This window comes from Plantibacter sp. MPB07, assembly GCF_046619465.1.
GTDB lineage: Bacteria > Actinomycetota > Actinomycetes > Actinomycetales > Microbacteriaceae > Plantibacter > Plantibacter auratus.
On the sequence record NZ_CP177043.1, the window covers coordinates 3,300,417 to 3,325,520 of the forward strand.

The 25,104-nt window shown below is 69.8% G+C and carries 29 protein-coding genes; 17 read left to right on the top strand and 12 right to left on the bottom strand.

Features of this window, described 5'->3' with window-relative positions:
• Nucleotides 1-50 precede the first annotated feature (50 nt).
• The 3 genes from ACLIME_RS15240 to ACLIME_RS15250 all read left to right on the top strand — a co-directional run bounded on the left by ACLIME_RS15240 (nucleotide 51) and on the right by ACLIME_RS15250 (nucleotide 2,206).
• Nucleotides 51-608 (top strand): GNAT family N-acetyltransferase, encoded by a 558-nt coding sequence (locus ACLIME_RS15240; RefSeq protein WP_411557433.1) that lies wholly within the window; start codon nucleotides 51-53, stop codon nucleotides 606-608.
• Between the two features lie 160 nt (nucleotides 609-768).
• Entirely contained in the window at nucleotides 769-972 is a 204-nt protein-coding gene (locus ACLIME_RS15245; protein ID WP_124768057.1) for a hypothetical protein, read from the top strand.
• 46 nt (nucleotides 973-1,018) lie between these two features.
• Nucleotides 1,019-2,206 (top strand): cobalamin-independent methionine synthase II family protein, encoded by a 1,188-nt coding sequence (locus ACLIME_RS15250; RefSeq protein ID WP_411557434.1) that lies wholly within the window; start codon nucleotides 1,019-1,021, stop codon nucleotides 2,204-2,206.
• Nucleotides 2,207-2,227: 21 nt separating this feature from the next.
• On the opposite strand, the gene ACLIME_RS15255 is transcribed toward ACLIME_RS15250, so the two are convergent.
• Together ACLIME_RS15255 and ACLIME_RS15260 are read right to left on the bottom strand one after the other, a co-directional pair.
• Complete coding sequence (locus ACLIME_RS15255) at nucleotides 2,228-3,136, bottom strand: cation diffusion facilitator family transporter (RefSeq protein ID WP_079704532.1); 909 nt, start codon at nucleotides 3,134-3,136, stop codon at nucleotides 2,228-2,230.
• Between the two features lie 76 nt (nucleotides 3,137-3,212).
• On the bottom strand, nucleotides 3,213-3,425 hold the full coding sequence (locus ACLIME_RS15260; RefSeq protein WP_314138089.1) for a DUF2945 domain-containing protein: 213 nt from the start codon (nucleotides 3,423-3,425) through the stop codon (nucleotides 3,213-3,215).
• Nucleotides 3,426-3,568: 143 nt separating this feature from the next.
• Here ACLIME_RS15260 and ACLIME_RS15265 point away from each other — a divergent pair, with 143 nt between their 5' ends.
• Together ACLIME_RS15265 and ACLIME_RS15270 are read left to right on the top strand one after the other, a co-directional pair.
• A complete protein-coding gene (locus ACLIME_RS15265) occupies nucleotides 3,569-3,775 on the top strand; it encodes a hypothetical protein (protein WP_137242746.1) in 207 nt (68 codons plus the stop codon).
• A gap of 50 nt (nucleotides 3,776-3,825) precedes the next feature.
• Nucleotides 3,826-5,100, top strand: coding sequence for a threonine/serine exporter ThrE family protein (locus ACLIME_RS15270; RefSeq protein WP_411557435.1), 1,275 nt, complete (start codon nucleotides 3,826-3,828; stop codon nucleotides 5,098-5,100).
• A 51-nt stretch (nucleotides 5,101-5,151) separates the two neighbouring features.
• Here ACLIME_RS15270 and ACLIME_RS15275 read toward each other — a convergent pair whose 3' ends face one another.
• Nucleotides 5,152-6,225 (bottom strand): GrpB family protein, encoded by a 1,074-nt coding sequence (locus ACLIME_RS15275; protein WP_411557436.1) that lies wholly within the window; start codon nucleotides 6,223-6,225, stop codon nucleotides 5,152-5,154.
• Between the two features lie 59 nt (nucleotides 6,226-6,284).
• Here ACLIME_RS15275 and ACLIME_RS15280 point away from each other — a divergent pair, with 59 nt between their 5' ends.
• Nucleotides 6,285-6,869: an NADPH-dependent FMN reductase gene (locus ACLIME_RS15280; protein WP_411557437.1), complete on the top strand. Its 585-nt coding sequence runs from the start codon at nucleotides 6,285-6,287 to the stop codon at nucleotides 6,867-6,869.
• A gap of 188 nt (nucleotides 6,870-7,057) precedes the next feature.
• On the opposite strand, the gene ACLIME_RS15285 is transcribed toward ACLIME_RS15280, so the two are convergent.
• Complete coding sequence (locus ACLIME_RS15285; RefSeq protein WP_411557438.1) at nucleotides 7,058-8,227, bottom strand: zinc-binding alcohol dehydrogenase family protein; 1,170 nt, start codon at nucleotides 8,225-8,227, stop codon at nucleotides 7,058-7,060.
• Between the two features lie 46 nt (nucleotides 8,228-8,273).
• Here ACLIME_RS15285 and ACLIME_RS15290 point away from each other — a divergent pair, with 46 nt between their 5' ends.
• Both ACLIME_RS15290 and ACLIME_RS15295 read left to right on the top strand, forming a co-directional pair.
• Nucleotides 8,274-8,840: a TetR family transcriptional regulator gene (locus ACLIME_RS15290; protein WP_411557439.1), complete on the top strand. Its 567-nt coding sequence runs from the start codon at nucleotides 8,274-8,276 to the stop codon at nucleotides 8,838-8,840.
• Nucleotides 8,841-8,923: 83 nt separating this feature from the next.
• On the top strand, nucleotides 8,924-9,322 hold the full coding sequence (locus ACLIME_RS15295; protein WP_124768073.1) for a VOC family protein: 399 nt from the start codon (nucleotides 8,924-8,926) through the stop codon (nucleotides 9,320-9,322).
• Here ACLIME_RS15295 and ACLIME_RS15300 read toward each other — a convergent pair.
• Complete coding sequence (locus tag ACLIME_RS15300) at nucleotides 9,298-9,981, bottom strand: helix-turn-helix domain-containing protein (protein ID WP_411557440.1); 684 nt, start codon at nucleotides 9,979-9,981, stop codon at nucleotides 9,298-9,300. The two genes, ACLIME_RS15295 and ACLIME_RS15300, sit on opposite strands and share 25 nt — an antisense overlap.
• Before the next feature lie 118 nt (nucleotides 9,982-10,099).
• Nucleotides 10,100-10,429 carry a hypothetical protein gene (locus tag ACLIME_RS15305; protein WP_411557441.1) on the bottom strand — a complete coding sequence of 110 codons (330 nt, stop codon included), beginning with the start codon at nucleotides 10,427-10,429 and terminating at the stop codon, nucleotides 10,100-10,102.
• Nucleotides 10,430-10,502: 73 nt separating this feature from the next.
• On the opposite strand from ACLIME_RS15305, the gene ACLIME_RS15310 reads away from it, so the two are divergent.
• On the top strand, nucleotides 10,503-11,120 hold the full coding sequence (locus tag ACLIME_RS15310; RefSeq protein ID WP_411557442.1) for a hypothetical protein: 618 nt from the start codon (nucleotides 10,503-10,505) through the stop codon (nucleotides 11,118-11,120).
• Between the two features lie 26 nt (nucleotides 11,121-11,146).
• Here the strand turns inward: ACLIME_RS15310 and ACLIME_RS15315 are convergent, their stop codons facing one another.
• Together ACLIME_RS15315 and ACLIME_RS15320 are read right to left on the bottom strand one after the other, a co-directional pair.
• Nucleotides 11,147-11,422 (bottom strand): hypothetical protein, encoded by a 276-nt coding sequence (locus ACLIME_RS15315; protein ID WP_411557443.1) that lies wholly within the window; start codon nucleotides 11,420-11,422, stop codon nucleotides 11,147-11,149.
• A 71-nt stretch (nucleotides 11,423-11,493) separates the two neighbouring features.
• A complete protein-coding gene (locus ACLIME_RS15320; RefSeq protein WP_079704543.1) occupies nucleotides 11,494-12,540 on the bottom strand; it encodes a LacI family DNA-binding transcriptional regulator in 1,047 nt (348 codons plus the stop codon).
• Nucleotides 12,541-12,699: 159 nt separating this feature from the next.
• Here ACLIME_RS15320 and ACLIME_RS15325 point away from each other — a divergent pair, with 159 nt between their 5' ends.
• From ACLIME_RS15325 to ACLIME_RS15345, 5 genes are all read left to right on the top strand, one after another.
• Nucleotides 12,700-13,995, top strand: a complete 1,296-nt coding sequence (locus ACLIME_RS15325) for an ABC transporter substrate-binding protein (protein WP_411557444.1) — start codon at nucleotides 12,700-12,702, stop codon at nucleotides 13,993-13,995.
• 76 nt (nucleotides 13,996-14,071) lie between these two features.
• Nucleotides 14,072-14,989: a carbohydrate ABC transporter permease gene (locus ACLIME_RS15330; RefSeq protein ID WP_079704545.1), complete on the top strand. Its 918-nt coding sequence runs from the start codon at nucleotides 14,072-14,074 to the stop codon at nucleotides 14,987-14,989.
• A gap of 2 nt (nucleotides 14,990-14,991) precedes the next feature.
• Nucleotides 14,992-15,915 carry a carbohydrate ABC transporter permease gene (locus ACLIME_RS15335; protein WP_341864845.1) on the top strand — a complete coding sequence of 308 codons (924 nt, stop codon included), beginning with the start codon at nucleotides 14,992-14,994 and terminating at the stop codon, nucleotides 15,913-15,915.
• A 2-nt stretch (nucleotides 15,916-15,917) separates the two neighbouring features.
• On the top strand, nucleotides 15,918-17,894 hold the full coding sequence (locus ACLIME_RS15340; protein ID WP_411557445.1) for a glycoside hydrolase family 127 protein: 1,977 nt from the start codon (nucleotides 15,918-15,920) through the stop codon (nucleotides 17,892-17,894).
• Nucleotides 17,895-17,946: 52 nt separating this feature from the next.
• The gene (locus ACLIME_RS15345; RefSeq protein ID WP_411557446.1) at nucleotides 17,947-18,651 is read left to right on the top strand and encodes a DUF805 domain-containing protein; all 705 of its coding nucleotides are present in this window, start codon (nucleotides 17,947-17,949) and stop codon (nucleotides 18,649-18,651) included.
• Between the two features lie 18 nt (nucleotides 18,652-18,669).
• On the opposite strand, the gene ACLIME_RS15350 is transcribed toward ACLIME_RS15345, so the two are convergent.
• Nucleotides 18,670-19,929: an RNA polymerase sigma factor gene (locus ACLIME_RS15350; RefSeq protein WP_411558801.1), complete on the bottom strand. Its 1,260-nt coding sequence runs from the start codon at nucleotides 19,927-19,929 to the stop codon at nucleotides 18,670-18,672.
• Nucleotides 19,930-19,966: 37 nt separating this feature from the next.
• A complete protein-coding gene (locus tag ACLIME_RS15355; protein WP_191940091.1) occupies nucleotides 19,967-20,410 on the bottom strand; it encodes a YciI family protein in 444 nt (147 codons plus the stop codon).
• 214 nt (nucleotides 20,411-20,624) lie between these two features.
• Here ACLIME_RS15355 and ACLIME_RS15360 point away from each other — a divergent pair, with 214 nt between their 5' ends.
• Nucleotides 20,625-20,828: a three-helix bundle dimerization domain-containing protein gene (locus ACLIME_RS15360; RefSeq protein WP_079704549.1), complete on the top strand. Its 204-nt coding sequence runs from the start codon at nucleotides 20,625-20,627 to the stop codon at nucleotides 20,826-20,828.
• A gap of 23 nt (nucleotides 20,829-20,851) precedes the next feature.
• Here ACLIME_RS15360 and ACLIME_RS15365 read toward each other — a convergent pair whose 3' ends face one another.
• The gene (locus ACLIME_RS15365; RefSeq protein WP_079704550.1) at nucleotides 20,852-21,037 is read right to left on the bottom strand and encodes a hypothetical protein; all 186 of its coding nucleotides are present in this window, start codon (nucleotides 21,035-21,037) and stop codon (nucleotides 20,852-20,854) included.
• 189 nt (nucleotides 21,038-21,226) lie between these two features.
• Between ACLIME_RS15365 and ACLIME_RS15370 the strand changes: the two genes are divergently transcribed.
• Complete coding sequence (locus ACLIME_RS15370; protein ID WP_079704551.1) at nucleotides 21,227-22,027, top strand: sugar phosphate isomerase/epimerase family protein; 801 nt, start codon at nucleotides 21,227-21,229, stop codon at nucleotides 22,025-22,027.
• 94 nt (nucleotides 22,028-22,121) lie between these two features.
• Here the strand turns inward: ACLIME_RS15370 and ACLIME_RS15375 are convergent, their stop codons facing one another.
• Nucleotides 22,122-23,411 carry a DUF222 domain-containing protein gene (locus ACLIME_RS15375; protein ID WP_411557447.1) on the bottom strand — a complete coding sequence of 430 codons (1,290 nt, stop codon included), beginning with the start codon at nucleotides 23,409-23,411 and terminating at the stop codon, nucleotides 22,122-22,124.
• Nucleotides 23,412-23,622: 211 nt separating this feature from the next.
• Here ACLIME_RS15375 and ACLIME_RS15380 point away from each other — a divergent pair, with 211 nt between their 5' ends.
• Nucleotides 23,623-25,059, top strand: coding sequence for a glucose-6-phosphate dehydrogenase (locus ACLIME_RS15380; RefSeq protein ID WP_411557448.1), 1,437 nt, complete (start codon nucleotides 23,623-23,625; stop codon nucleotides 25,057-25,059).
• Nucleotides 25,060-25,104 lie beyond the last annotated feature (45 nt).

The window sequence follows — 25,104 nt, forward strand, 5'->3', positions numbered from 1 at the left end:
GCACAGGGTATCGAGTTGGGCCAGCCGCCGACCAGAGCAGAATGGAGGGCATGACCGACGCCACTCCGCCGACCCTGACGGAACGACTGACGCTCACCCGCCCCACCGATCGGGATCTGCCGGAGCTCCACGAGCTCCATGCCGACCCCGCGGTCTGGACGCACCTGCCGTCCGCCCGACACACGGCGCTCGCCGAGACCCGTGACCTGATCGAGCGGTACCAGGCCGGCTGGGAGGCGAACGGTCTCGACGTGTGGGTGGCGCGTGACACCGCGACGGGTGCGTTGGTCGGCATCGGCGGCCCGAGCCTGCGTGGCGGGGTCGCCTGGAACCTCTACTACCGCCTGGCGCCCGCGGCCTGGGGGCGCGGATACGCGCAGGAGCTCATCGCGGCCGCGCGAGCCGCGGCAACGGCGTCGGCACCGGACCTGCCCGTGGTGGCGTTCCTCCTGGAGCACAACGATGGTTCACGACGGGCTGCCGAACGCGCGGGGTTGGAGGTCGTCTGGCGTGGCCCCGACGCGGGCAACCCGGATCCCGATGCCGTGCGCCTCGTGTTCGCCGACCGGGTGCTCAGCGACGAGGCGCTCCGCGCGTTCGTGGGTTGAACGACCGCCGCACCCGATCTCCGAGCGTGCAGAAGGACGCCGCTTCCGGGCGCGACCGGGTATTTTCGGGCAACCGGCCGCGAAACGCAAGCAGTCTGTTCACCGACGACGTTCCTCGATACGGTTGGAAGATATGTCAGCCACGGTCGAGATGGAACACATGAGTCAGGTAGAACGCGAACGCCCGCTCCTGCGCAAGGGGAGCGAGGCGAGTTTCGTCCGGTGGGCCTTCGACGGTCGCTCCTGGTGCGCCGACCTCGTGAGCGGGCAGTACCGAGGCGCGACGAAGACCGGTTGGCTCCTCCAGACCGAGAACGAGCAGCGGGAACTCTCCAATCAGGAGTGGGCTCCCTGCATGGCGTGAGCGTGCCGTCCACATCCACCCGCGCCACGCACCGAGGAGCCCACGCATGACCGACCGCATCCTGACCACGCACGCCGGGAGCCTGCCGCGCACGCCCGAGTTGACCCGGTTGCTCGTGGCCCGCGACCAGCGGCGGACGTTCGACGTCGCCGAGCTGGAGGAGGTCACGGCGGACGCGGTGGCCTCGACGGTCGCCGCGCAGCTCGCCACCGGTCTCGATCTCATCAACGACGGCGAGGTCCCGCGCGTTGGCTTCTCCACCTATGTGCTGGAACGCATCGAGGGATTCGGGGGTGCAGGACACCGCAAGCCGACGCTCGACTCCGTGCGATTCCCGGACTACGCGGCGTTCCAGGCGAAGCAGATCGTCGAGGGGGCAGACGTCGCACGGGTGTGGGATCCGCCGATGGCCCAGGGGCAGCTCGTGTACGACCCCACGCTGTCCGGCATCACCGCCGATCTCGACGGCTTCGAACGGGAGCTCGCCGTGCAGGCCGGCCAGGGACGCACACCCGCCGGCACCTTCTTCTCCGCGGCGACGCCCGGGATCGTGTCGACGACGCTCCTGCTCGACGCCGCGAATTCCTTCTACGGCGACGACCGCGCCTATGTGTTCGCGCTCGCCGAGCAACTGCGGATCGAGTACGAGGCGATCGTCGCCCGGGGTCACGTCCTGCAGCTCGACGCCCCGGACCTCGCCATGGAGCGGGCCATCCAGTTTGGTGACGCGACGCTCGAGGAGTTCCTCGCGGCTGTGGACCTGCACGTCGACGCCCTCAACCTCGCCATCCGGGACATCCCCCGTGAGCAGGTCCGGCTCCACGTCTGCTGGGGCAACTGGCAGGGGCCGCACCAGGACGACGTCCCGGTCGACGTACTCCTCCCGCACCTCTACCGGGCGCGGGTGGGCGCGTTCAGCATCCCGCTCGGCAACCCGCGGCACCAGCACGAGGCGCCGGCGTTCCGCGAGCACCCGCTCCCCGAGGGCGCGCTTCTCATCCCGGGGGTCGTCGACGTGACCACCAACTATCTGGAGCACCCGCAGGTCATCGCGAACCGCATCGTCGAGGTCGCCGAAGCGGTCGGCGATCCGACGCGCGTCATCGCCGGCACCGACTGCGGGCTCTCCACGTTCGCAAGCTATGAGTTCGTCGCGACCGATGTCGCGTGGGCGAAGCTCGGTGCGCTCGTCGAGGGCGCTGCGATCGCGTCGAAGCGGCTGTTCGGCGCCTGAATCCTCGGCTGGGCGCCGCGCTCAGACGGTGATCGACGGCTCGTCGCTCACCGAGAGCGTGAGCACGGCCTTGCCGATGAGGTCGTCCTGCTCGAGGTCGCCCTCGAGTCGGCGCAGCTGACGCGCGACGTCGTTCTCGCGGTCGTCGCCGACGAGGTCGACCGACGCGACGAGGAAGAGACGTTCCGGCCCGCTGAACTCGAGGTACAGCGCCGTGACCCGCTCGATCTCCGGGTGCGACAGGAGCGCGGTGATGGTCTGCGCACGGTAGGCGGGGCTCGGCGAGGCTCCGAGGAGATAGCGCCGGTTGCGGTTGATGAGCAGCAGCGCGACCCCGCCGAGCAGGACGCCGATCGCGATCGAGCCGATCGCATCCCACACCGGGTCGCCGGTCACCTGGTGGAGGCCGATGCCGGCCCCGGCGATGATGAGGCCGAGCAGTGCTGCGGAGTCCTCGAAGAACACCGAGCGGAGCGTCGTGTTGGAGCCGTTCACGATGTAGTCGAAGAAGCCGCGGCCGTACTTCTTCGCCGTGCGCCGACCCTCGAGGATCGACTGGGTGAAGGAGAACCCCTCGAGGAGGAAGGCGACGCCGAGCACGAGGTAGCTGAGGGCGTAGTCCTCCATCGCCTCCGGTGCGGTGAGGCTCTGGATGCCGTGCTGAATCGAGACGACCGCACCGACGGTGAAGATCCCGAAGGCGGCGAACAGCGAGAAGATGTAGGCGTCACGGCCGTAGCCGAGCGGATGCGCGGCGTCGCGTTGCTTGTCGGCCCGTTTGTCGGCGATGAGGAGGAAGATCTCGTTCCCCGCGTCGGCCCACGAGTGGGCGGCCTCGGCCAGCATCGACGCCGACCCGGTGAGCGCGGCGACGATGGACTTGGCGATGGCGACGATGACGTTGGCCAGGAAGGCGATCACGACGGTCATGCGCCAACGCTACGCCTAGCCGGGGTCCGTCGTGGACGTCCGGGTGTCTGTGCATCGGGCCGCCAGGGGGAGAGCCTCAGGACTTCAGGACGCGCAGCGCGGAGCCCTTGTGTGCGGCCTTCGCGCCGGTCTTCTCGGACTCCACGATGAACGCGGGCTCGTCCGTCGACGCCGTGAAGTGCTGGCCGTCGAACTGGAAGTCCGCGGTCTTCCGCTCGACGACCTTCCCCTGCGTCCGCCCCTGCGAGGTGCCCCACGACACGCGGTCGCCCACTCGTACGTCTGCCATGCTGCCTCCTCGGCGCTCCACGCCGCGCGCGCGACGTGACAGCGACGATGCCAGCGTGTCGGCGGCCGGACAAGCGCTTGCGCCGCGCGAGTGTAGGGGATATCCCCCGAGGCCCGCGGGCTCCGCGGGGTTAGCGTGTCCCCATGGCCTCGTTCACTCCGGGAAGACCCCGACTCGCGCTCGGCATCGGCATCGTGGCTGTCGTACTCGGGGTGGCGCTCATCCCGGTCGCCGTCGCGAACGCCCACGGCGAGTACGGCTTCCATTTCTGGTGGATCGTCATCGTCCCGATCCTCGCCGGCCTGTACTTCGGTGTGGCCGGAGCCGTCGGGCTCCGCAACCGCCGCTGAGGCCCGCGGCGGCCGCAGGCGCCCCCGGAATCTCGCGTACCGTTGGCGGGATGAGTGACGACGCCGCGACCGATGAGCACCGCAGAACCGCTGCGCACGCCTACAGCGCGCTCGGCTGCCTGCTCCTCGACGCCGGCACCTCCGTCACCGACGTCCGCGACTCCCTGGAGCGCGCCACGGTCGCATCGGGCGACGAAGGCCTCGCCTTCTCGGTGCTGCCGCAGCTCATCATCGTGAACGACGTGCGCACCGGCGCGGTGCTCGCGGCCGGCAACACGCACGGCGAGCTGTCGTTCCGCGGCGCGGCGCGGGCGAACCGGCTCATGCGCGAACTCGAGCTCGGACACTGGCCGGTCGGTGACCTGCCGGCCCGCATCCAGTCGATCCGGGAGACGCCGCGCCCGCACGCGTCGATGCACTGGGTGGTCGGGAACCTGCTGCTCGCGGGTGGGCTCGCACTGCTGTTCCGCTGCCCATGGTGGGCGATCGTCGCATCCATGCTCGTCGGTGCTTTCGTCGGCCTCGTCATCACCCTGCTGGCGCGGTGGCGGGGAGCGGTCGCGATCGCCCCATTCGTGACGGCGTTCGTCTCGACGACGCTCGTCGGGACGCTCGCATCAGCGATGGATCTCGGTCCCGTGCCGCTGTTCGCCGTCTGCGCGCCGATCGCGATCCTCGTGCCCGGCGCGCTCATCACCAACGCCCTGCTGGAATTGACGGCGACGGACATCGTGACGGGCTCGGCACGCCTGATGTACGGGCTCATCGTGCTCGCCTTCATGGCGGCCGGGATCTCGGCCGGGGCGCTGCTCACCGGCCTGTCGATCGACCCCGACTCGACGGCGCTCGTCGGTCAGGTGGACCGCGGGAGCTCGGACCTCGTCGGCTGGGAGTCGGTCCCGCCGCTGTGGTTCACGTGGATCGGCGTCGTGATGCTCGCGGCCGGGATCGGGATCGCGTTCGGCTCGGGCCGCTCCCTGACGCTGCTGACCATCTGCGTGATGGCGCTGACCTATGCGGGCATCGTCCTGTTCGCCCCGCTCGTGGGGAACGCGGTCGCGACGGGGCTCACCGCCGGACTCGTGTTCGTCGTCGCTCGCATCGTCGAGCGGTACTCGGCGGCGGTGCCGTCCAACGTCACGTTCCAGCCGGCCCTGCTCATGCTCGTGCCGGGCACCGTTGGCCTGGTCTCCCTCGCGACGCTCGAGGGCTCAGCGGTCACGGCGGCGCTGACGGTCTTCATCAGCCTCTGCGTCGGCGTCAAGACTGCGGCGGTCCTGACCGGGGTCGTCATCCCGCCGGTGCGTGCGAGCGCCCGTCCTTGAGTCGCCCGGAATCGTCCGAAACCGAGCCGAATCCGTGCAGATTCGGGCGTCTCAGCGTCTCAGGGCTGCACGCGCCCGCGCCTTGATCGCGAGGATGACCTCGGTCTTCGCATCGGCGTAGTCGTTCATGTCGTCCCAGGACCTCCCGAGCAGCTCCCGCTTGGTGCGCTCGTACAACGCGCGGTCGTCGGCGTCGGAACGCAGATGGTCGCGGAGGAGGAGGTACTCGTCGATCTCCGGTGCGCCCTGCTCGTAGAGGTGCACGTGGACGTCGCGCTCCGGGGTCCGGACCATCCGATGGCGGGGTTCACGGACGCGCAGCACGTAGCCGGCGGCCAGCAGGGGGTCGAGGTAGTCCTCCTCCGCCGTGATGTCCTCCACAGCGACCACGATGTCGACGATCGGCTTCGCCGCGAGTCCGGGCACCGAGGTCGAGCCGATGTGCTCGATCGCGACGGTGCTGGTCTCGAGCGCGTCCAGGATGCGCTGCCGGTGCTCCCGGTACCGTTCGGGCCACTCCGGGTCGGCGTCGTGCAGCTCGACCCGGACCGGCTCGGGGCCGCCAACCAGCTCGAGTGTCGTGACGTCCGGGCGGCGGGGACGTCGGCGCAAGCCGTTCTGGATCGCACGGATGTTGTCGCCGAGCACCCCCGAGGCCAGCAGTCCGGAACCGAGCGGCCCTGACGGATCGGTGCCGAGCGCCGGCAGGAGGCGCAGTGCCGTGCGGGCCGGGTCGCTCAGGTGCTCGAGCTGCCAGGCGATCTCGGCCGTGCCGGCTCCGGCCTGATGCAGCTCGGCGGCCTTCGCCGCGTAGGCGGCGGCGCCGAGCGCGTGAGCGCCCATGTGCGCGACACCTGCTGCTTGCCCGGCCGACCACGCGGCGGCTTTGGCTGCGGGTGAGGACACCACCTGCGAGGCCCGGTTGGCGACGAAGCGGCGGCGGATCTCACCGGCGGTGTCGAGTTCGCCACTCGCGTATGCCCGCGCGCGGGCGATCGCGTCACGTGGACGATCGTCGTCCGGGGCCTCCGCTTCGAACAGCGGCAGTACCCGCTCGGCGCAATCGGCGGCCCACGAGGCGACGAGACGGCGGTCGGCTTCACTGAGGGACTGCGGGGAGAGCATGCTCCACCCTCGCACACCCGCCGCGCTCGGAGCGTGGGCAGGCGGGATAGCGTAGAGGGATGGCCGCCTTGAACCTGCCCGTGATCTCCTGCAGCCTCGATCCGGCGAGTCGGAGTCGGACCCTCGCTTCGGCGAGCAGCGGGTTGCTGCGCGAGCAAGGTCATGACTCGTCCGTCATCGATCTGGCCGAGATGGAACTGCCGCCGTTCGACAACGACCGGGTCTTCGAGAGCCCTGCGTTCCGTCGCCTGCATGCGTTGATCACTGCTGCGGACGGCGTCGTCCTCGCCTTCCCGATCTACAACTGGGCGCCGGCCGCGTCGGTGAAGTCGCTCATCGAGGCGACCGGCGCGACCGGTGAGGACGGCAGGGTCGCCGCCTGGTTCGACAAGGTCGTGACTTTCGTCTGCGCTGCCGGCCTGCCGCACAGCACCATGGCGACGGCCACGCTCGGGCAGTCGCTCATGCTGGACTTCAAGTGCGTCATCAACCCGTACACGGCCTACCTGTCGGAGCGGGACTGGGAGCGTCCCGAGGTGCTGAAGGCGGACCGCGGCGAGCGGCTCGCCAAGACGATGAGCGTGCATGCGGAGCTGTCGGCGCTCCTCGCCGAGCGGAGCTACCGCTCGGTCTGGGAGGTGTGAGACGCGGTCTCGCCACGAGGATGAGCGTACGCGCTGAGCTGTCCGGGCTCCTCGCCGAGCGGAGCTATCGCTCGGTCTGGGAGGTGTGAGACGCGGTCTCGCCACGAGGATGAGCGTGCGCGCTGAGCTGTCCGGGCTCCTCGCCGAGCGGAGCTACCGCTCGGTCTGGGAGGTGTGAGTCCCGCGCCTCACAACCGCACGACGAGCTTGCGGGCCGAGACGCCGCCGTGGAGTCGGTCGAGGGCCGGCTGGATCGCTTCGAGGCCTTCGCCGACCACCTCGGGGGCTGGCGCGCAGACGTGTCGTCCGCCGGCGAGCGCGCCCGGCAGGTAGTCCTCCCACAGCATCGGCCCGACCTCGTTGGTCATGAGCGAGCTGCCCCACACGTACCGCGCGGAGATCCCCGCCCGACGGGCACGGATCTGGAGCGCGACGTTGGCCGCCACGAGCCGGGTCATGGTGCGGACGAACGTCAGACTCGGGCCGGCCCGACGCGGCAGCGACCCGAACGACACCGACGGGCTCGCGAGTGCGACGCGGCGTGCCCCGGTGGCGGCGGCGACGGCGACGGCTGGTTCTGCGGAGCCGGTCCCGACGGCGAGGACGCCGACGACCGAGGAGCCGCGGAGGGCGCTGACGAGATCCGCCACGACGGTCGGGCTGCGGTAGTCGAACACGAGGTCGGCACCGAGCTCGCGCATCCGGTCGTGGTTGTGCGGCGAGGCGGTGGTCGCGACCCGGTGGCCGGAGGCGACCGCGAGCTGGATGGCGTTGCTCCCGACGCTGGTGGCGCCGCCCCAGACGACGACGGTCGTCCCGGTGGCGGTGGGGTACTCCGAGGGGTGGGGGAGCGCGAGGTGGTCGCGTTGGAAGAGGGCGGTCGCGGCCGTGGAGATCCCGAGCGGCAGGACGACGGCGTCCTCGTCTCGCAGACCGTCCGGGATCGGGGCAGCGAGGTCCGCCCGCACGACGGTGAACTGCTGGAACCCGCCCTCGGCGTCATGGCGCCGACCGCGCTCCATGCCGACCGCGTACGCCACGACGCGGTCGCCCACGGCGAAGCGACGGACGTCCGGCCCGACGGCCACGACCTCGCCTGCGACGTCCTCACCGAGCACGGCGGGCGAGGGAAGCCACCGGTACATGAGGTTCCCGGTCTGCTGCTTGACGTCGTCGAGCGGGTTCACCGCGACCGCTCGGTTCCGGATGAGGAGTTCGCCAGGGCCGGGTTCGTGCATCGCGGCTGGGCCGACGACGAGGTCCGCGCGGGGTGCTGGCAGCCAGGCTGCGGTGTTCGTCGGCATGAGGTCTCCAAGGGTGTTGCGGATTGGCGTGGCGATGATGACACGGTGTGTCATCACTGTACACCTGACGACACGACGTGTCATCGGTTATCCTGATCGCATGGCACGATGGGCACCCGACGCCGCTCTCCGACTCGAGAGCGCTGCGATGGCGCTCTTCGCCGACCGGGGCTTCGCGGCGACGACGGTCCCGGAGATCGCCGAGGCCGCCGGGCTCACCACCCGCACGTTCTTCCGTCACTTCGCCGACAAGCGCGACGTGCTCTTCCTCCGCGAGCGCGAGCTCCCGACGGTGGTGGGACGGCTGGTCGCCGCGGCGCCAGCAGGGCTCGACCCGCTCGCCCTGGTGATGTCCGGCCTCGAGACCGTGGCCGCCGGTGAGCTGCAGCGCTGGCGGGACGACATCGCCGCCCGCCATGCTGTCATCCGGTCGGAACCGCAGCTGCGCGAGCGGGAACGGTTGAAGTCGGCGGTCCTCACCGACGCGATGCGCGATGCCCTCATGGAGAGTGGTGTCACGTCAGCCGACGCGGCGCTCGCCGCGTCCATCGGTTCGGCACTCTTCGACGCCTCCCTCGAGCAGTGGCTCGCCGGACCGGACGACGTGCTCCTCGTCGACGTGCTCCGCGCGATGCGCGCCCGACTCGGCGACCTCGCGGGTCGCTGACCGAGCAGCCAGGGAACCGGTCGCGCGCGCAGCGTGGCCGTTCTGTTCACGACCCCGTCGTCGCCCGGTCGTACGGTGAGACCATGACACTGAGACTCGGCTTCATCGGCATCGTGACGAACGACATGGCGGCCTCGCTCGCCTTCTACCGAGCCTTGGGCGTGCCCATCGAGCCCGGTCAAGACGATGCTCCCCACGTGGATGCACTCCTGGACGGAGGGGTGGCGCTCGCATGGGACACGGTCGAGACGATCCGCGGTTTCGACCCGACCTTCGTTCCGGCGTCCGGCGGCCACCGGATCGCCCTCGCCTTCGACCAGGGAAGTCCGGCTGCCGTCGACGCCACCTTCGCCACGCTCGTCGATGCCGGATACGCCGGGCACGTCGAGCCCTGGGACGCCGTGTGGGGCCAGCGGTACGCGACCGTCCTCGACCCGGACGGGAACTCGGTCGACCTCTACGCCGCGCTCGCCGCGAACTGAGCGGGGCTCGAGCCGACGAGACGCCTGAACTCGCGGGAGAGGTGGGGTTGGTCGGCATAGCCCGCCGATGCGGCGACGTCGGCGATCGACGAGCCCGAGCGGAGTGAGGATCGAGCTCGATGTGCGCGATCGAGGCGCACGAGCGTGGCGTAGCCGTATCCGAAGGTGGCGAGCATCCGCCGCCGGAAGGACCGTTCGGAGCCGCTCAGCGTCGCGGCGACGTCACGCGCCGGCGTCGCCTCGAACGCCGCTCGGCGGACGGCGTCCGACCAGCGACTCGCTTCGGCAAGCTGGGCCGAGAACGCCGCGAGCGTGCCGATCGGGGCGGGTCCGGCTTCGAGCAGGATCATCGCCTCGCGCAGCCGTGCCGCGGTCCGCCGATCGGTTACGTCGTCGAGCGGTACGAGTTGGTCCGCGATCGCTGCGAGATCGAGGCCGAGCAGGAGCCTGGCCCGCCCCGGCTGCATCCTGAAGCCGAACGACCCGGCGACCCCGTCGGGACCGGTGGCCAGCCACCGTGTGGACGGTCCGGCCACCTCGACCCGGCCGTCGCGGAGGATCAGGTCGACGCAGCCGTCGGCCGGGACGACCGCCCCGCCAGCGCTGTCTTCCGAGCGCCACAGCGCGTCGCCGGAGAGGAGGACACGCTCGGAGTACACCTGCCCAGTGTCTCAATCGGCGCGTGATGGTGTCGACACCGATCGGGCCGATGTCGACCGACGACGGCCGTGGTCCGCCGCTCACCACCGCACACCACGGCGACGGCGGCGCGGTCGGTCAGCGGTGTTCCGTGGACGATCGACCGCCCTGACCGACCGGCTGCTCCGGGAGCCCGACCTGCCACAGGATGAACGCCACCGCGCTGCAGACCGCGAGCGCGGCGCCGATGATCAGTGCAGCCGTGCCGGTGGAGGCGAGCCAGCCGTGGTGGCTGATCCAGCCGGGATCGTCCTGCGGGAAGTCGAGGAACGAAGCGTAGGTCGAGATGCTCACGACGCCTGCCCCCAGGAACGCCGCGGCCAAGACTGATGCGCACCAGGACAGGGTCAGCCATGCTCGGGAGCGGGTCGCACCCGCGCGCGCACGGGCGCCTCGTGATTCCCCCATGCAGCGAGGCTATCGCGATGCCGCGCCATGAGGTCGATCGATGGAGCGGCGTCCGATGGTCGAGGATGAGGGCATGTCGAAGCAGCAGTCGGGCCCGCAGGAGCACCGCGATCCCACCACCAACCCGTACCGGATGAGTCGACGGCGCCTCACGACGTGGACTGGCGCGCTCATCGCCTCCGTGGTGCTGCTCGTCGTCGTCGCGATGGTCTTGGCCGCCATCGGCGGCGACAGTGCCGAGTCCTGGGTCGCGATCGTCCTGTTCGTGGCGTTCGGCGTACCCGTCGCTGCGGCCGCCGTCTTGGGCGGGTTGGCGATCGCCTCATGGGGGTGGGTGGCCGGCACGGTGTTCGGTGTCGGGTGGCTGACGCTGCTCGTCGTCGTCGTGAACAACGGGTTCCATCTGCTCTTCGACGGTCAGGCTGTGGGGCCCGTGATCTATGACGAGGCGATCTGGCAGGCAAGCGGGGTGGGCGGACTGGTCGTCGGTGGGGTGTTGTTCTTCGTCGCCGGCTGGCAGGGCGATGTCCCGATGTGGATCGGCGGGCCGGCCGGGGGAATCGACGTCTCGCGCAGGCGCTTGAGGGGTAGAGAAGGCGACTCGGCCGGCTCTGGCGCGGTGGTCCCGCCACCGAAGCGGAAGCCGCGTCCGAAACCGAAGCGTCGCCCGAAGCAGCAGCGACGTCGCTGACGGCTCACGCGGCCCGGGCGGACCCGTCAGTCGCCGCCGCCCCCACCGCCCCCGTCTCCGCCGCCGCCGCCGCCGGAGTCGCCGCCGCCACCACCGTCCCAACCGCCGGAGTCGCTTCCGCCGTGGTGGCCGCCTCCATGGTGACCGTCGCCATCAACGATGAACGGCATGCCGGAGTCCGAACTCGTACCCCCGCGATGCTTCGTCCCGCCGGCACGTCGTCTGGCCTGCACGGTGATCGTGAAGACGATGACTGCAACGGCGGCGAGGACCACGATCATGATGACGGTTGAGCTGTCCATGGCTCGACCGTAGCGATGTCCGACGGCTGTCGCATCACCCCCGCGGCGAGTACCGGCGTCCGACCCGGACCTCAGCGCCTCGGGATCGTGGAACCGCGGAGGACGAGGCGGCCGGGCAGGTACTCGACGCCCGGTGCGACGTCCGTACCCTCGATCGCCTCGAAGATGCGGGTCGCGGCGAGCCGGCCGAGCTGTTGCAGGTTGGCGTCGATCGACGACAGCTCCGGGCGCGAGTTGGTGGCCAGGATCTCCCAGTTGTCGAAGCTGACGACCGCGACGTCGCTCGGGACGTCGCGCCCGAGGTCGCGGACCGTGTCGAGGACGCCGCGGGCGATCTGGTCGGAACCGGCCACGATGCCGTCGATCTCCGGGTGCTGTGCGAGCAGCATCGCCGCCGCATCGCGACCCCAGTGCTCGGTCCACTCCGAGAACATCGGCGTGCCGACGAGGTCCAGGCCCGCCGCGGCGAGGGCGTTCTGCACGCCCGTCACGCGATCCCTGGCCGCCGCATACTGCGGCTCACCCGTGATCATCGCGATCCGGGAACGCCCGCACGCGATCAGGTGCTCGACGGCGAGGCGCCCGCCGTCGCGGTTGTCGGGGGTGATCGACACGTCGGTCGGGTCGTCGGACGGCGCGTAGGCGTAGACGACCGGGACGGGCAGTTTGTGGCCGAGCGAGGGGCGTGGGTCCGTCGTGCGGCCCACGACGATGATGCCGTCGACGCGCCGGGTGAGGAGCGCGTTCAGATGGTGCTGCTCGCGGATCGCATCGCCCCGGGCGTCGCACAGGAACACGTTGACCTGCCCGGCGCCGAACGCGTCCTCGGCGCCCATGAGGATGGGGATGACGAAGCGGCCCTCGAGGTCGCTCGTCAGGAGACCGACGGTACCGGTGCGCCCGTTGATGAGGCTGCGCGCGAGTTCGTTGGGGGTGAAGGCGACTTCCTTCGCGGCGTCGAGCACCCGCTGCCGGGTCTTCGGGGCGACCTCGCTCCGACCGTTGATGGCCTTCGAAGCGGTGGCCATCGAGACGCCTGCGATCCGGGCGACGTCGCCCAAGGTCGCCGCTCGGCCGGGGGTACCGGTTGCCGACGCACTGACGTCACTGTCTGGCATTGCTCCCCCTCTTCGTTTCCGAAACGTTACCGGACTTCGCTCTTGACGCTACACCGATCCCAGGCTAGCTTTACCGAAAGGCGTTTCGACAGTTTCGAAAACCTCCCATGCACCGCCGGACCCGACCGGTCCGCTCAACGATGAGTCAGAGGAGTCACCATGCGCAGCACGCACACCAGACGGATGCAGCGGGTCGGAGGGGTGTTGGCCGCCAGCGCCCTCCTCGTCGGCCTCGCCGCCTGTTCCTCCGGGGGCGGCGGCAGTTCCCCGCTCGCCAGTGCCGGGCCCGAGGGCGTCGACGACGGCTCCGAGCTCACGCTCTGGACCCGCGCCCCACTCGAGAAGCAGGCGAAGCTCCTCGTCGAGGCCTACAACGCCTCGCACGAGAACCAGGTCAAGCTCACCGTCGTCCCGAACGACGACTACGTCGCGAAGGTCGGTGCGGCGGCCGGCTCCGACAGCCTCCCCGACCTGTTCGCCGCCGACATCGTGTACGTCCCGAACTGGGTCGAGCAGGGCCTGTTCCAGGACCTCACCGCGAACATCGACGGACTCGACTTCAAGGACGAGATCAACAAGGGTCACCTGGCCGCCGGCACCGCGGACGGCAAGGAGCACGTGCTTCCGTTCGTGCTCGACCTGTCGATGCTCTTCTGGAACAAGGAGCTCTACAAGGAGGCCGGCCTCGACCCCGAGCAGGGTCCGACGACCCTCGCCGAGTTCGCCGAGGACGCGAAGGCGGTGCAGGCGCTCAACAAGCCGGACACCTACGGCACCGCCACTGGCCTCAACTGCGGCGGTTGCCTCGTCTTCACCTGGTTCCCCAGTGTGTGGGCCGACGGCGAGCAGGTCATGAACAAGGAGGGCACCGAGTCGCTCCTCGCTGAGGACGGCGCCAAGGAGGTCTACAGCACCTGGGCCGACCTCTGGAAGTCGGGCGCCGTGCTCCCGTCCTCGAAGGACGAGGCCGGACCCACCTGGACCGCCGGCTTCACCGAGGGCAAGGTCGGCGTCATGCCGTACCCGGCGACGCTGCTGTCCTCCACTCCCTTCGACGTGGGCGTGTCCGGCATCCCCGGCCCGAAGGGCGGCGACTCGACCTTCGTCGGTGGCGACGGCATCGGCGTCTCGAAGGACAGCAAGAAGGCCGCACAGTCGTGGAACTTCCTCAGCTGGCTGATGTCCGAGGACGCGCAGGTCGGTGTCCTCGCGAAGGACAACGACGTCGTCTCCCGCTCCGACCTCGCCGAGAACGAGTACTCGAGCAAGGACCCGCGCCTCGTCACGATCAATGAGGTCGCCTCGAAGGGTGACACGCCGTACTCGCTGAACTTCCAGGAGGCCTTCAACTCGCCGACCAGCCCGTGGCTGACCCTCGTGCGGAACGCGGTCCTCGAGGGCACCGACACGGTCGACGCCGACAGCGACGCGATCACGGACGTGCTCTCGCAGTAGCCCGATCCGCCGGTGCGCCGCCGCATCCACCACCGCGACGGCGCACCGGCATCCACCCGCTTCGAAAGGTCCACCCATGAGTACCACCCTCGCCAGACGAGGCCCGACGGACTCGGTCGGCGCCCGGAAGCGTCGAGCCGTGCACGCCCGCACCGGCTGGTTGTTCGCGCTCCCCACCGCCGTGTTCGTCATCTTGCTGTTCCTCGTCCCGCTGGGGCTCGTGTTCCAGATGGCGGCATCCGACTGGCCGCTCCTCGGCGGCAACCAGGGTGTGAACTTCCCCGAGAACTTCCCGAAGGCGATCGACAACCGCTTCTTCCTGGACTCTGTCGTCTTCACGCTGAAGTACACCGTCATCGCGACGGTCCTCCTCATCGGCCTCGGGCTCGGCCTCGCGCTCCTCGTCCAGGAGTCCAGCCGATGGAAGGGCTTCCTCCGCACCGCCTTCCTCATCCCGAGCGCGCTCGGCCTCGCCTCGGCGTCGCTCCTGTTCTACGTCCTGTACTCGCCGATCGCGGGTCCGTTCGCCGACCTCACGAAGGCCATGGGCTTCACCTTCCTCGGGACCCCGGACGCGGCGCTCTGGTCGACGGTCTTCCTCATCGTCTGGCGCTTCGCCGGCTTCTACATGCTGCTCATGCTCGTGGGCCTGCAGGGGATCCCGGAGGAGGTCTACGAGGCGGCGCGCATCGACGGTGCATCACGCTGGCAGACCTTCCGCGACATCACCGTCCCGCTGCTGAAGCCGACCCTCGCCCTCACGACGGTGATGTGCGTCACCGGCTCACTCCTCGCGTTCGAGCAGTTCTACATCCTCACCAAGGGCGGGCCGGACAACAGCACCATCACCGTCGTCCAGCTCATCTACAACGTGGCGTTCCAGGGCCCGAACAACCTCGGCGTCGCCGGTGCGCTGTCGGTCATCGTGCTCGCCGCGCTCATCGTCATCAACATCGTGCAGATCCGCGCGTTCAGCAAGAAGGTCGAGGACTGAGCATGACCATCACCCGAAAGGAACCGGCCACCGTCACCTCGACGATGCCCGACGTCCGTGGTCACGGACGCAATCGCGGCCGCGGACGCGACGGGAAACCGACGAACTTCTTCGGTATCGCCATCCGGATGCCGTTCTGGATCTTCACGGCGGCGCTCGCCGTGATCTTCCTCTACCCGCTCGTGTGGACGGCCGTGCGATCGGTCTCCCCGCTCGCCGGCACGAACCAGACCGAGGGCTGGGGGCTCGGCAACTACATCACCCTCGCCGGCTACCAGGACGGCATCCTGCAGTACATCGGCAACTCGGCGTTCGTCTCGCTGCTGACCGTGGTCCTGACGCTCGTGATCTCGTTGTTCGGCGGCTACGCGTTCGCCAGGTTCCAGTTCCGCGGCAAGAACGCCCTGTTCCTCGCGACCATCGCGATCCTCATGGTCCCGTACGCCACGTTGCTCATCCCGCTCTACGTGCTGCTCAACCTGGTCGGTCTCTCCAACTCGCTCGTCGGGGTGGCACTCGTGCTCACCATGTTCCAGCTGCCGTTCTCGACCTTCATGATGCGCATCGCCTTCGAGTCGATCCCGAAGGAGCTCGATGAGGCGGCGATGGTCGACGGCTGCAACTCCTGGACCGTGCTCTGGAAGGTGCTCGTCCCGGCGGTCAAGCCCGGCCTCATCACCGTGGGACTGTTCGCGTTCCTCGCCGCCTGGAACGACTTCATGGCGCCGCTGATCCTCATCAACGACTCCGCGAAGATGACCCTGCCGCTCGCCGTCTCCAACCTGCGCGGCCAGGTCCAGGGCGTCGTGGACTACGGCGCGACCGAGGCCGGCGTCGTCGTCCTCGCATTGCCGTGCATCCTCCTCTTCCTCATCCTCCAACGTCACTACGTGCGCGGCTTCATGTCCGGCGCCTTCAAGGGGTAACCATGAGCACCACCACCAGCACCACGCCCACGACGTCCACTACGTCGGTGACCGTCGCAGCGCCGGTCGTCCCGACCACCGGCGCGCTCACACCGCTCGGCCTCGACGAGGTGCGCATCACCGACGGCTTCTGGGCCGACCGCCAGCGGGTCAACGGCACGGCGACGCTGCCGCACGTCGAACACTGGCTCGAGCGGGAGGGCTGGCTCCGCAACTTCGACCTCGCCGCCGCCGGCACGCTTCCCGAGGGTCGCCGCGGACGCGAGTTCGCCGACTCCGAGGTCTACAAGTACCTCGAGGCCGTCGCGTGGGAGCTCGGACGGCTCGGCGGTGACGAAGCGCTCGAGTCGCGGTTCCGCGCGATCGTCGACCGGGTCGCCGCCGCACAGGAGGCGGACGGCTATCTGAACACCCGCTTCGGTCGCCCGGGTCAGGGTGAGCGCTGGTCGGATCTCGAGTGGGGGCACGAGCTGTACTGCCTCGGCCACCTCTTCCAGGCGGCCGTCGCCCGGGAGCGGACGAGCCCCGGCTCCGACGACGGGCTCCTCGGGATCGCGACGCGGGCCGCCGACCTCATCTGCCAGGTCTTCGGCACCGACGGCATCCAGTCCGTGTGCGGGCACGCCGAGGTCGAGGTGGGCCTCGCGGAGCTGTCACGGGTGACGGGCGAGCCGCGCTACCTCGAACTCGCGTCGCTGTTCGTCGAGCGTCGCGGCACCGGCGTGCTCCAGGACATCGAGTGGGGCCGTGCCTACTTCCAGGACGACCTCCCGATCCGCGACGCCGAGGCGCTGCGGGGCCATGCGGTCCGCGCGAACTACCTCGCGGCCGGCGCCACCGACGTCGCGGTGGAGCACGGCGACACCGGGCTGCTCGACGCGCTCCGCAGCCAGTGGGACCGGACGATCGCCCGACGCACCTACCTGACCGGCGGTCAAGGATCGCACCACCAGGACGAGGCGTTCGGTGAGGACTTCGAGCTCCCGTCCGATCGCGCCTACTCGGAGACCTGTGCCGGTATCGCATCGATCATGTTCAGCTGGCGGTTGCTGCTCGAGGACCGGGATCTCCGGTACGCCGACCACATCGAGCGCGTCCTCTACAACGTCGTCGCGACGTCGCCGTCGGCCGCCGGCACTGCGTTCTTCTACGCCAACACCCTCCACCAGCGCACGCCGGGGGAGTCGAGCCCGGACGACGAGGTGTCGCCCCGAGCGTCGTCCTCCGAGCGTGCGCCCTGGTTCGACGTGTCGTGCTGTCCACCGAACGTGGCCCGGACACTCGCGAGCCTGGCGGCGTTCGTCGCCACGAGCGACGACCGCGGCGTGCAGATCCATCAGTTCGCATCGGCGACGATCGACACGGTCATCGGCGGCGAGCATGGCGGGCGGTTCCGGGCCGAGCTCGTGACCGACTACCCGCGCTCCGGTGTCGTCACCATGCGGATCGTGGAGGCGCCGAGTGGACCGGTGACCGTCTCGCTCCGCGTGCCGTCGTGGGCTGATGATGCGGTGGTGACCGTCCGATCCGTCGACGGGGAGCCCACCGATCGCGCCGTCACCCCGGGCTACGCCGATGTCGAGCGGTCCTTCGTCCCCGGCGACGTCCTGGAGCTCGCGTTCAGCGTCCGTCCGCGGGTCACCCTGCCGGATCCCCGCGTGGACGCCATCCGTGGCAGCCTCGCGATCGAGCGCGGACCGGAGGTCTACTGCGTCGAGTCGGTGGACCTCCCGGGCGGTGACGAGGCGATCGCGCGTATCGAGGTGGGGGAGGGTGTCGTGCCCGTCGAGGACGCGGACGGTCGGCTGTCGATCGAGCTGCGTACCCGGAGTCTCGCCGACACCGCCTGGCCGTACGGCGATGCGTTCGCCGGGTCGGGACCCGATGAGACCTTCACCGCGAGCATCGCGCCGTACCATTCGTGGGCCGAGCGCGGGCCGTCCACGATGCGTGTCTGGATCCCGATCACCCGGGCGTGAGGTCGGAGCGCGTCATACTGGTGTCTCGTCGACCAGCGATCCGGAAGCAGCCATGACGTATCCTCCGAACCCCGAGGTCCCCTCCGGCCAGCCGCAGGGCGGCCAGCCACAGTCCGGCCAGGCGCCCTACGGGCAACCGTACGGGCAGCCCCAGTACGGCCAAGCACCCTACGGCCAGCCGCAGTACGGCCAGGCACCGTACGGTCAGCCGCAGTACATCGCGCCCCCGCCCCGGGGTGCCAGCTCGCCGGACGACCTGACCCTGCCGCTCTACGGGGCCACGTTCCGCCAGGCCACCAAGCGGTTCTTCAAGCAGTACGCGAACTTCTCGGGGCGCGCGTCGCTCAGCGAGTACTGGTGGAGTTCGCTGCTCACGACGATCCTGATCCTCATCCCGACGCTGCTCGTCATGGTCGGTGCCATCATGACCGGCGTCGCAGCAGCGACGGCTGCGCAGGAAGAAGACCTGTCCGGGGGTGGCTATGACTTCGCGGAGCCTGGGCCCATGGAGTTCGGCATGCGTGTGCTCCTCATCCTCGGCGTGATCCTGCTGTTGGTGGTGTGGTTCGCGCTCATCGTGCCGAGCCTGGCGATCACCTGGCGGCGCTTGCACGACGCGAACTTCCCCGGCCCGTACTACTTCTTCACACTCGTCCCCTCGATCGGAAGCGTCATCATCCTGGTCCTCGTGCTGCTTCCGTCGAAGCCCGAGGGGCAGCGCTTCGATCGCCCGGCGCAGGTGTCGTCCGGACGCTGAGGTCGCAGGAGACGCGGTTCACTGCGGCAGTTCGGCGGCCTTCCGCAGCAGGACGTCGCGCTCACGGTCGTTCGCTGCGAGGTGCGCGGCGGTCAGGAGTTCCGAGCGCGCCTCCTCGATGCGCCCCAGCCGTGCGAGCAGTTCGCCGCGGACGCTCGGGATGAGATGCGACCCCCGCAGCGACGCATCGTCGGCGAGGCTGTCGACGATGCGGAGCGCCGTCGCCGGGCCGGTCGCCATCGACACCGCGATCGCGCGGTTGAGTTCGACGACCGGGTTCGGGGCGATCCGTCCGAGCGTCTCGTAGAGGATCACGATCTGCTCCCAGTCCGTCGCGTCCACGCTCGGAGCGACCGAGTGGCGCTGCGCGATGGCCGCCTGGAGTGCGTAAGCGCCGCGTCCCCGGCCGAGGGCGTCGGCGCGGCTGAGCGCTGCCGTCCCGCGAACGATCTGCGCCCGATCCCAGCGCTCGCGGTGTTGGTCGGCGAGCAGGATGGCGGAGCCGTCGGGTGCGACGCGGGCGGCGAAGCGTGAGGCTTGGAACTCCATGAGGGCGACGAGCGCGTGCGCCTCCGGCTCGCGGGGGACGAGCGCGACGAGGCGTCGGCCCAGCCGCAGGGCCTCGTTCGCGAGGTCGGCGCGGATCCAGGTCGGTCCGCTCGTCGCCGCGTACCCCTCGGTGAAGAGCAGGTAGACGACGCCGAGGACGGCCGACAGGCGCCGGGGCCACTCGGCCGGGTCCGGCGCCTCGAAGTGGACGTTCGCCGCGGCGAGCGTCTTCTTCGCACGGGTGATCCTCGCCTGCACCGTCGGCACCGGGACGAGGAGCATCCGGGCGATCTCCTGGGTGGTGAGCCCGCTGACGACCCGCAGCGTCAGCGCCACCTGCGACTCCCGCGAGAGCGCCGGGTGGCAGGCGGTGAAGACGAGCCGCAGCACGTCGTCCCCGATCGGCTCCCAGTCGAGGTCGCTCGCCTGCTCCAGGTCACGGGCGAGCGACCGGTACCGCTCATCGAGGGCTGCCCGACGTCGCCACCCGTCGATCGCGCGACGTTTGGCCACCATCGTCAGCCACGCACCCGGGGTGCGCGGCACGCCGTCGCGGGGCCAGTGTTCGAGGGCCTCCAGCAGAGCCTCCTGAGCGAGGTCCTCCGCCAGGCCGAGGTCGCCGGTCAGCTTCGTGAGGGTGGCGACGATCTGCGCGCTCTCGATCCGCCAGACGCTGTCGACCACGCGGCGGGCGGCCTCGTCGCCGTCCGCCGCGTCGGTCTCGGTCATGTCGGCGTCGGTCATGTCCGTCTCGCGTCGGTCGTGCTCAGGCCGGGTCGGCCGCCGGCTTCGCCACACCTTCCTGCGCCCGCCACTCCTGCTCCTTCTGGAGGTACTCGTTGTCGGCGTGGTCGGCGAAGTCCGTCTCGTCGGTCACACGGCGCACCTCGATCTTGTTGCCGGGGCCGAGCGGCGCACGGCCGGCCCATTCGATGGCCTCCTCGCGGGTGGCGACCTCGATGGTCCAGAACCCGTTGAAGAGCTCGTGGAGTTCGCCGTAGGGGCCGTCGGTGACGATCGGCGCCTCGGTCGTGAACTCGACGACGGCGCCCTGTGCGGCGTCGGTGAGACCGTCACCGCCGACCATCACGCCGGCGTTGATCATCGACTCGTTGTAGGCGCCCATCGCGTTGATGACCGCTTCGAAGTCCATGTCCTCGAGCTTCTCGACGGACCCGCTGTTGCGCATGATGAGCATGTACTTCGACATCGTCTTCTCCTGTCGTCAGGGGCGCTGATCGCCCGCCTCACTCTGACGTCGAACGGCGAACACGGAAATCGACATCGCGGTCAGAATATCCTCGGCGGGTGCCCGATGGGGAGGGTGAACGGATCGCGGCGGCCAGGTGTCCGGCGGGAGAACAGCGGCGGACGGAAGTCGCGATTCACAGCCCAGGCAACAACTGTGGGTTGATACTGAGTCCATGGCAACTGAGATCGACCACGAAGAGATCATCCGTCAGCTCACCGCGAAGCTGAGTGAGAAGTACTCGGGGGTCGATTCCGCTCGGATCGGCGAGCTCGTGCGCGAAGAGGTCAGCGCGCTCGCCGAACGCCCGGTCCAGGATTACGTGACCGTCCTCGCCGAGCGTGCGGTCAAGAAGTCGCTGAAGCGCGCCGAGAAGTAACGGTCCCGCCACCGGCCGGATCGCTACCGGTCAGGTCTGCTCGTCAGCGCCTCGATCGAGACCACGATGACGATGCAGACGACGAGCAGGATGAACACGTTCGGGTTCAGTGTCAGCGCGTAGAGGACGACGGCGATCAGCACGAGGACGCCGATGATGACGATCGCGCGGCGTGGTGATCTCCGCCTCGTCCGGTTCAGGTCTGCCATGGTGCCCCCTCGCTGATGGTCGGTCGAATCTCCAGACTATGAGTACCCCGGCGACCCGCGCGTCCAGTCTCAGTCGGTAGACTCACCTCGGGTACTTTTGTCGACGAGTCGACAGAAGCGGTCCGGCTCGGTGTCCGTCACCGATCCGATCGCCCGTCGGTGCCCGCCCGAAGCTACGAAGGAGTACCCATGAGCGCACCGTCCGTGCAGCTGTACACCGTCCGCGACGCCATCGCCGAGGACCTGCAGGGCGCCGTCGCCCGCATCGCCGAGATCGGCTTCACGAAGGTCGAGCCATACGCGTTCGTCGAGCGCGCTGCCGAGTTCGAGACCGCTTTCGCCGCCGCTGGTGTCACGGCCCCGTCCGGCCACGCGCCCGTCATCGACGCCGCCGACCCGGCGGTCGCGTTCGACGCGGCATCGCGGCTCGGGATCGGGACGGTCATCGACCCCTTCATCCCCACCGATCGCTGGCAGACCGCCGACGACGCGGCACGTCTCGCCGAGCGCGTCAACGAGCTCGCCGTCCAAGCAGCGGCGTCCGGCCTGAAGTTCGGTTACCACAACCACAACTGGGAGTTCTCGACCCACGTCGACGGGCGCCCGATCTTCGAGCTGTTCGTCGAGCAGCTGTCGCCCGAGGTCGTCCTCGAGATCGACACCTTCTGGTCGACGGTCGGCGGTGCCGACACCCCGGCGTTCCTCCGTTCGCTCGGTGACCGCGTGCAGTTCCTGCACATCAAGGACGGCATCATCTCCGGTGACATCGCCACCGCACTGCCGAGCAGCGAGAGTGCGCTCGTCGTGCCCGACGCGCTCGCTCAGGCGTTCGCGAACCAGCAGCCCGCGGGTCAGGGCCAGGTCGACATCCCGGCGATCCTCGCTGCCGCACCGCACGCGACCCGCGTCGTGGAGTTCGACGGCTACAGCAAGGAGATCTTCGGCGGCGTCGCCGAGTCCTACGCCTGGCTCGCCGAGAACGACAAGTAGGCGCGCACGTCGACAGGCTCGGTGAGCGGGGGAACTCGGTCACCGAGCCTGCGCGGCAGCGCGGCATCAGCGTGGGTGCAGGGGTGGCACGCACTCAGAACGGCGGGACCGCGTCCGGTTCCGTGCGGTGTCGCCTGCCGTCGGGTGTGGTCCAGTCGAGGACCCCATCGGGCCGGTGGTCGAGCGACCACCCCGGTAGATGCTTCAGTCGGTGGTGATGTCGGCAGACGCACGCCAGATTGCCGACACTCGTCGTGCCACCGTCGGCCCAGGCGATGGAATGGTCGAGATCGCACGCCCGAGCCCGTCTCCCGCAACCTGGTGCGCGACAGGTGACGTCGCGGAGGCGGACCGCTCGTTGCAGATCCGCCGGCACCCGGTACTGCTGCCGCCCGACGGAGACGACCGCACTTGTCTCCGGGTGGGTGAGCACCCTCGTCATCGAGGGGGCGTTGACCGCGAGCCGTGCCGCGGTCTCGGGGTCGATCGGGCCGTAGCCGTCAAGGATCGCCGGGGCCTCGCTGACCCCCAGGAGGCTGAGCACGGGCACGGTGAGGTTCACCGTGGGATGGATGTCGTCGAGCACTTCCACCGGCCGGGCGATCGGCGACCGCCGGCCCTGGTGGTCGGTCTGGTCGGCCGTGGTGACGCCGCTGATGCAGAGTGAGCCGAGTGCGTCGGCGCGCAGCTGCTGGCAGGTGCGGTCGTCGTCCGTCAGGTGGGCTACCCCGACGAGTGCGTCGAGGCGTTCTCCGATCGCGATGGCGACGGGCGCCGTGGTGAACAGGTGCACCCATGCCATGCCGTCTGCAGCGGGCTCGATCTCCACCCGTCGGTCGGACTCCGACCGGGCCGCCCGCACGGTGATGGACTCCGGGTGCAGTCGCTCGCGGAGGGTGCGGGCCTGGTGCTGCAGTCGCGTGACGGTCGACTGTTCCGCGATGGGGAGGACCGTCTCGAGGAACGCGGCTCGGCCGTGCGCCGGGATGTCTTGGAGCTGATCGGTGATGGTCCGCGCGTGCCGGCTCGAGATGCGGCCGTCCTCCAATGCACGGAGGACATCCGGAGCATCGGCGACGAGCCGTTCGGCATCGCCGGTGGCTCGTTGCACGGTCAGCTCGGAGGCGCGTGTCGCCATGGCGAGCGTCGCACAGGTGGAACGGCGGATGAGCGCCTTCCGCTGGGCGGGCGTCTCGTCGTGCGACACGAGACTGTCCGCCATGGCGTCGGCCAGGGCCGCGGACCTGGCGAGGAGACGAGCCTCCCGGGCGTCGAGCGCGGCACGCTCGCGCGCGATGCCGGTGAACTCGTCCGACAGTTCCGCGAGACGCTCTTCGAAAACGTCCACCGCGCGCAGCGGGTGCGTGGTGGAGGTCTCGGTCATGACTCCAGTCCACCACGGACCACTGACATTCGAGATGCTCAGTAACGACGCTTCGACGAACCCGGCGAGCGGTCGGGATGTAGAGCGGGTTCGCACTTCGACAGGCTCAGCGACCGGGTGTGTGGCTCAGTGAACGGGACAGTCTCAGTGACCGGGGCGCGGGCGTGCGCAACCCCACGACGATCATCCGGCTCTCGGTCAGGATGGAATCATGAGCGACCAGTCCGACACCACCACCCAGCCCGATCCCGACACCGTACCCGGCATCCCGGACGCGGAGTCGCTGCAGCCGACGAAGCACACCATCGCCATCCTCGGCGCCAACGGCGACCTGGCCAAGCGACTCCTGATCCCCGGCCTCGGCGAGGTCGTCGACGCCGCCCGCGACATCTCGCTGCAGATCATCGGTGCCGCCCGCACGCCGCAGTCGAACGAGGAGTGGCGTGCGACCGTCCGCGCCAGTCTCGAGGACGCCGGCATCGGCGCCCGGACCGTCGACGCGCTGGTGTCGACGACGGAGTTCATCCCGACCGACGCCTCCGACCCCGACGAACTGCGTGCACTGCTCGACGCCTGCACCGGCTCGCCGATCCTCTACATCGCGCTCCCGCCGTCCGCCGGGCGCAAGGTCGCCGAGGCGCTCGCGCAGATCGACCTGCCCGACGACCTCCTCATCGCCATCGAGAAGCCGTTCGGCGACGACCTCGCCGACGCCCAGGCGCTCAACGCGGCGCTCGCCGAGGTCGTGCCGGAGGAGCGTCTGTGGCGCATCGACCACTTCCTCGGCAACGCGACCGTCCTCGGGATGCTCGGCCTCCGCTTCGGCAACCGACTCCTCGAGGCGGGCTGGAACGCGGAGCAGATCGAGAAGGTGGAGATCTTCTACGACGAGGAGCTGGGACTCGAGGGTCGCGCGGCGTTCTATGACCAGACCGGCGCTCTGCGCGACATGTTGCAGAGCCACCTCCTCATGGTCCTCGCGCTCACCGCGATGGAGCGGCCGGACGCGGTGACGCCGACCGACGTCCACGACCGCATCGCCGAGGTCCTTGGCGCCGTCCGGCTGTGGAAGGACGACCCGTCGACCGCCCGTCGCGCCCGCTACACCGAGGGCCGGGTCGGCGACCGGCTCTTCCCCTCCTATGTGGACGAGCCCGACGTCGACGCCTCCCGCGAGACGGAGACGCTCGCACAGCTCCTGCTCCAGGTCGACACCCCGCGTTGGCAGGGCGTGCCGTTCGTCCTGCGCTCCGGCAAGGGCATCGGTGACCCGCGCCGCGAGGTCGCCGTGCACTTCCGCCGCTCGGCTGCGCCGACCGGACTGGACGCTCCGGACGGACACTCCGACACCGTCCTCCGCATGTCGCTCAAGGGCGGTGCGGTGCACCTCGACCTCATCGTGACCGGAGCCGATGACGTCGACGGCCTGCGCCGGGTCGAGCTCGAGGCCGATCCCGGAGCTGCGACCCTCAGCGCCTACGCGCAGGTGCTCGCCGGCCTCCTGCAGGAGAACACGCTGCTGTCGGTGCGCGGCGACATCGCCGAGCAGTGCTGGCGCATCGTCACCCCGGTCGTCACCGCCTGGGCCGCGGGCGAGACGCCGCTCGAGGAGTACGAGGCGGGGAGTGCCGGTCCGACGGACTGGTGACCGGGTCCCGACGCACTGCTGACCGCCTGACACGAAACGACCCGC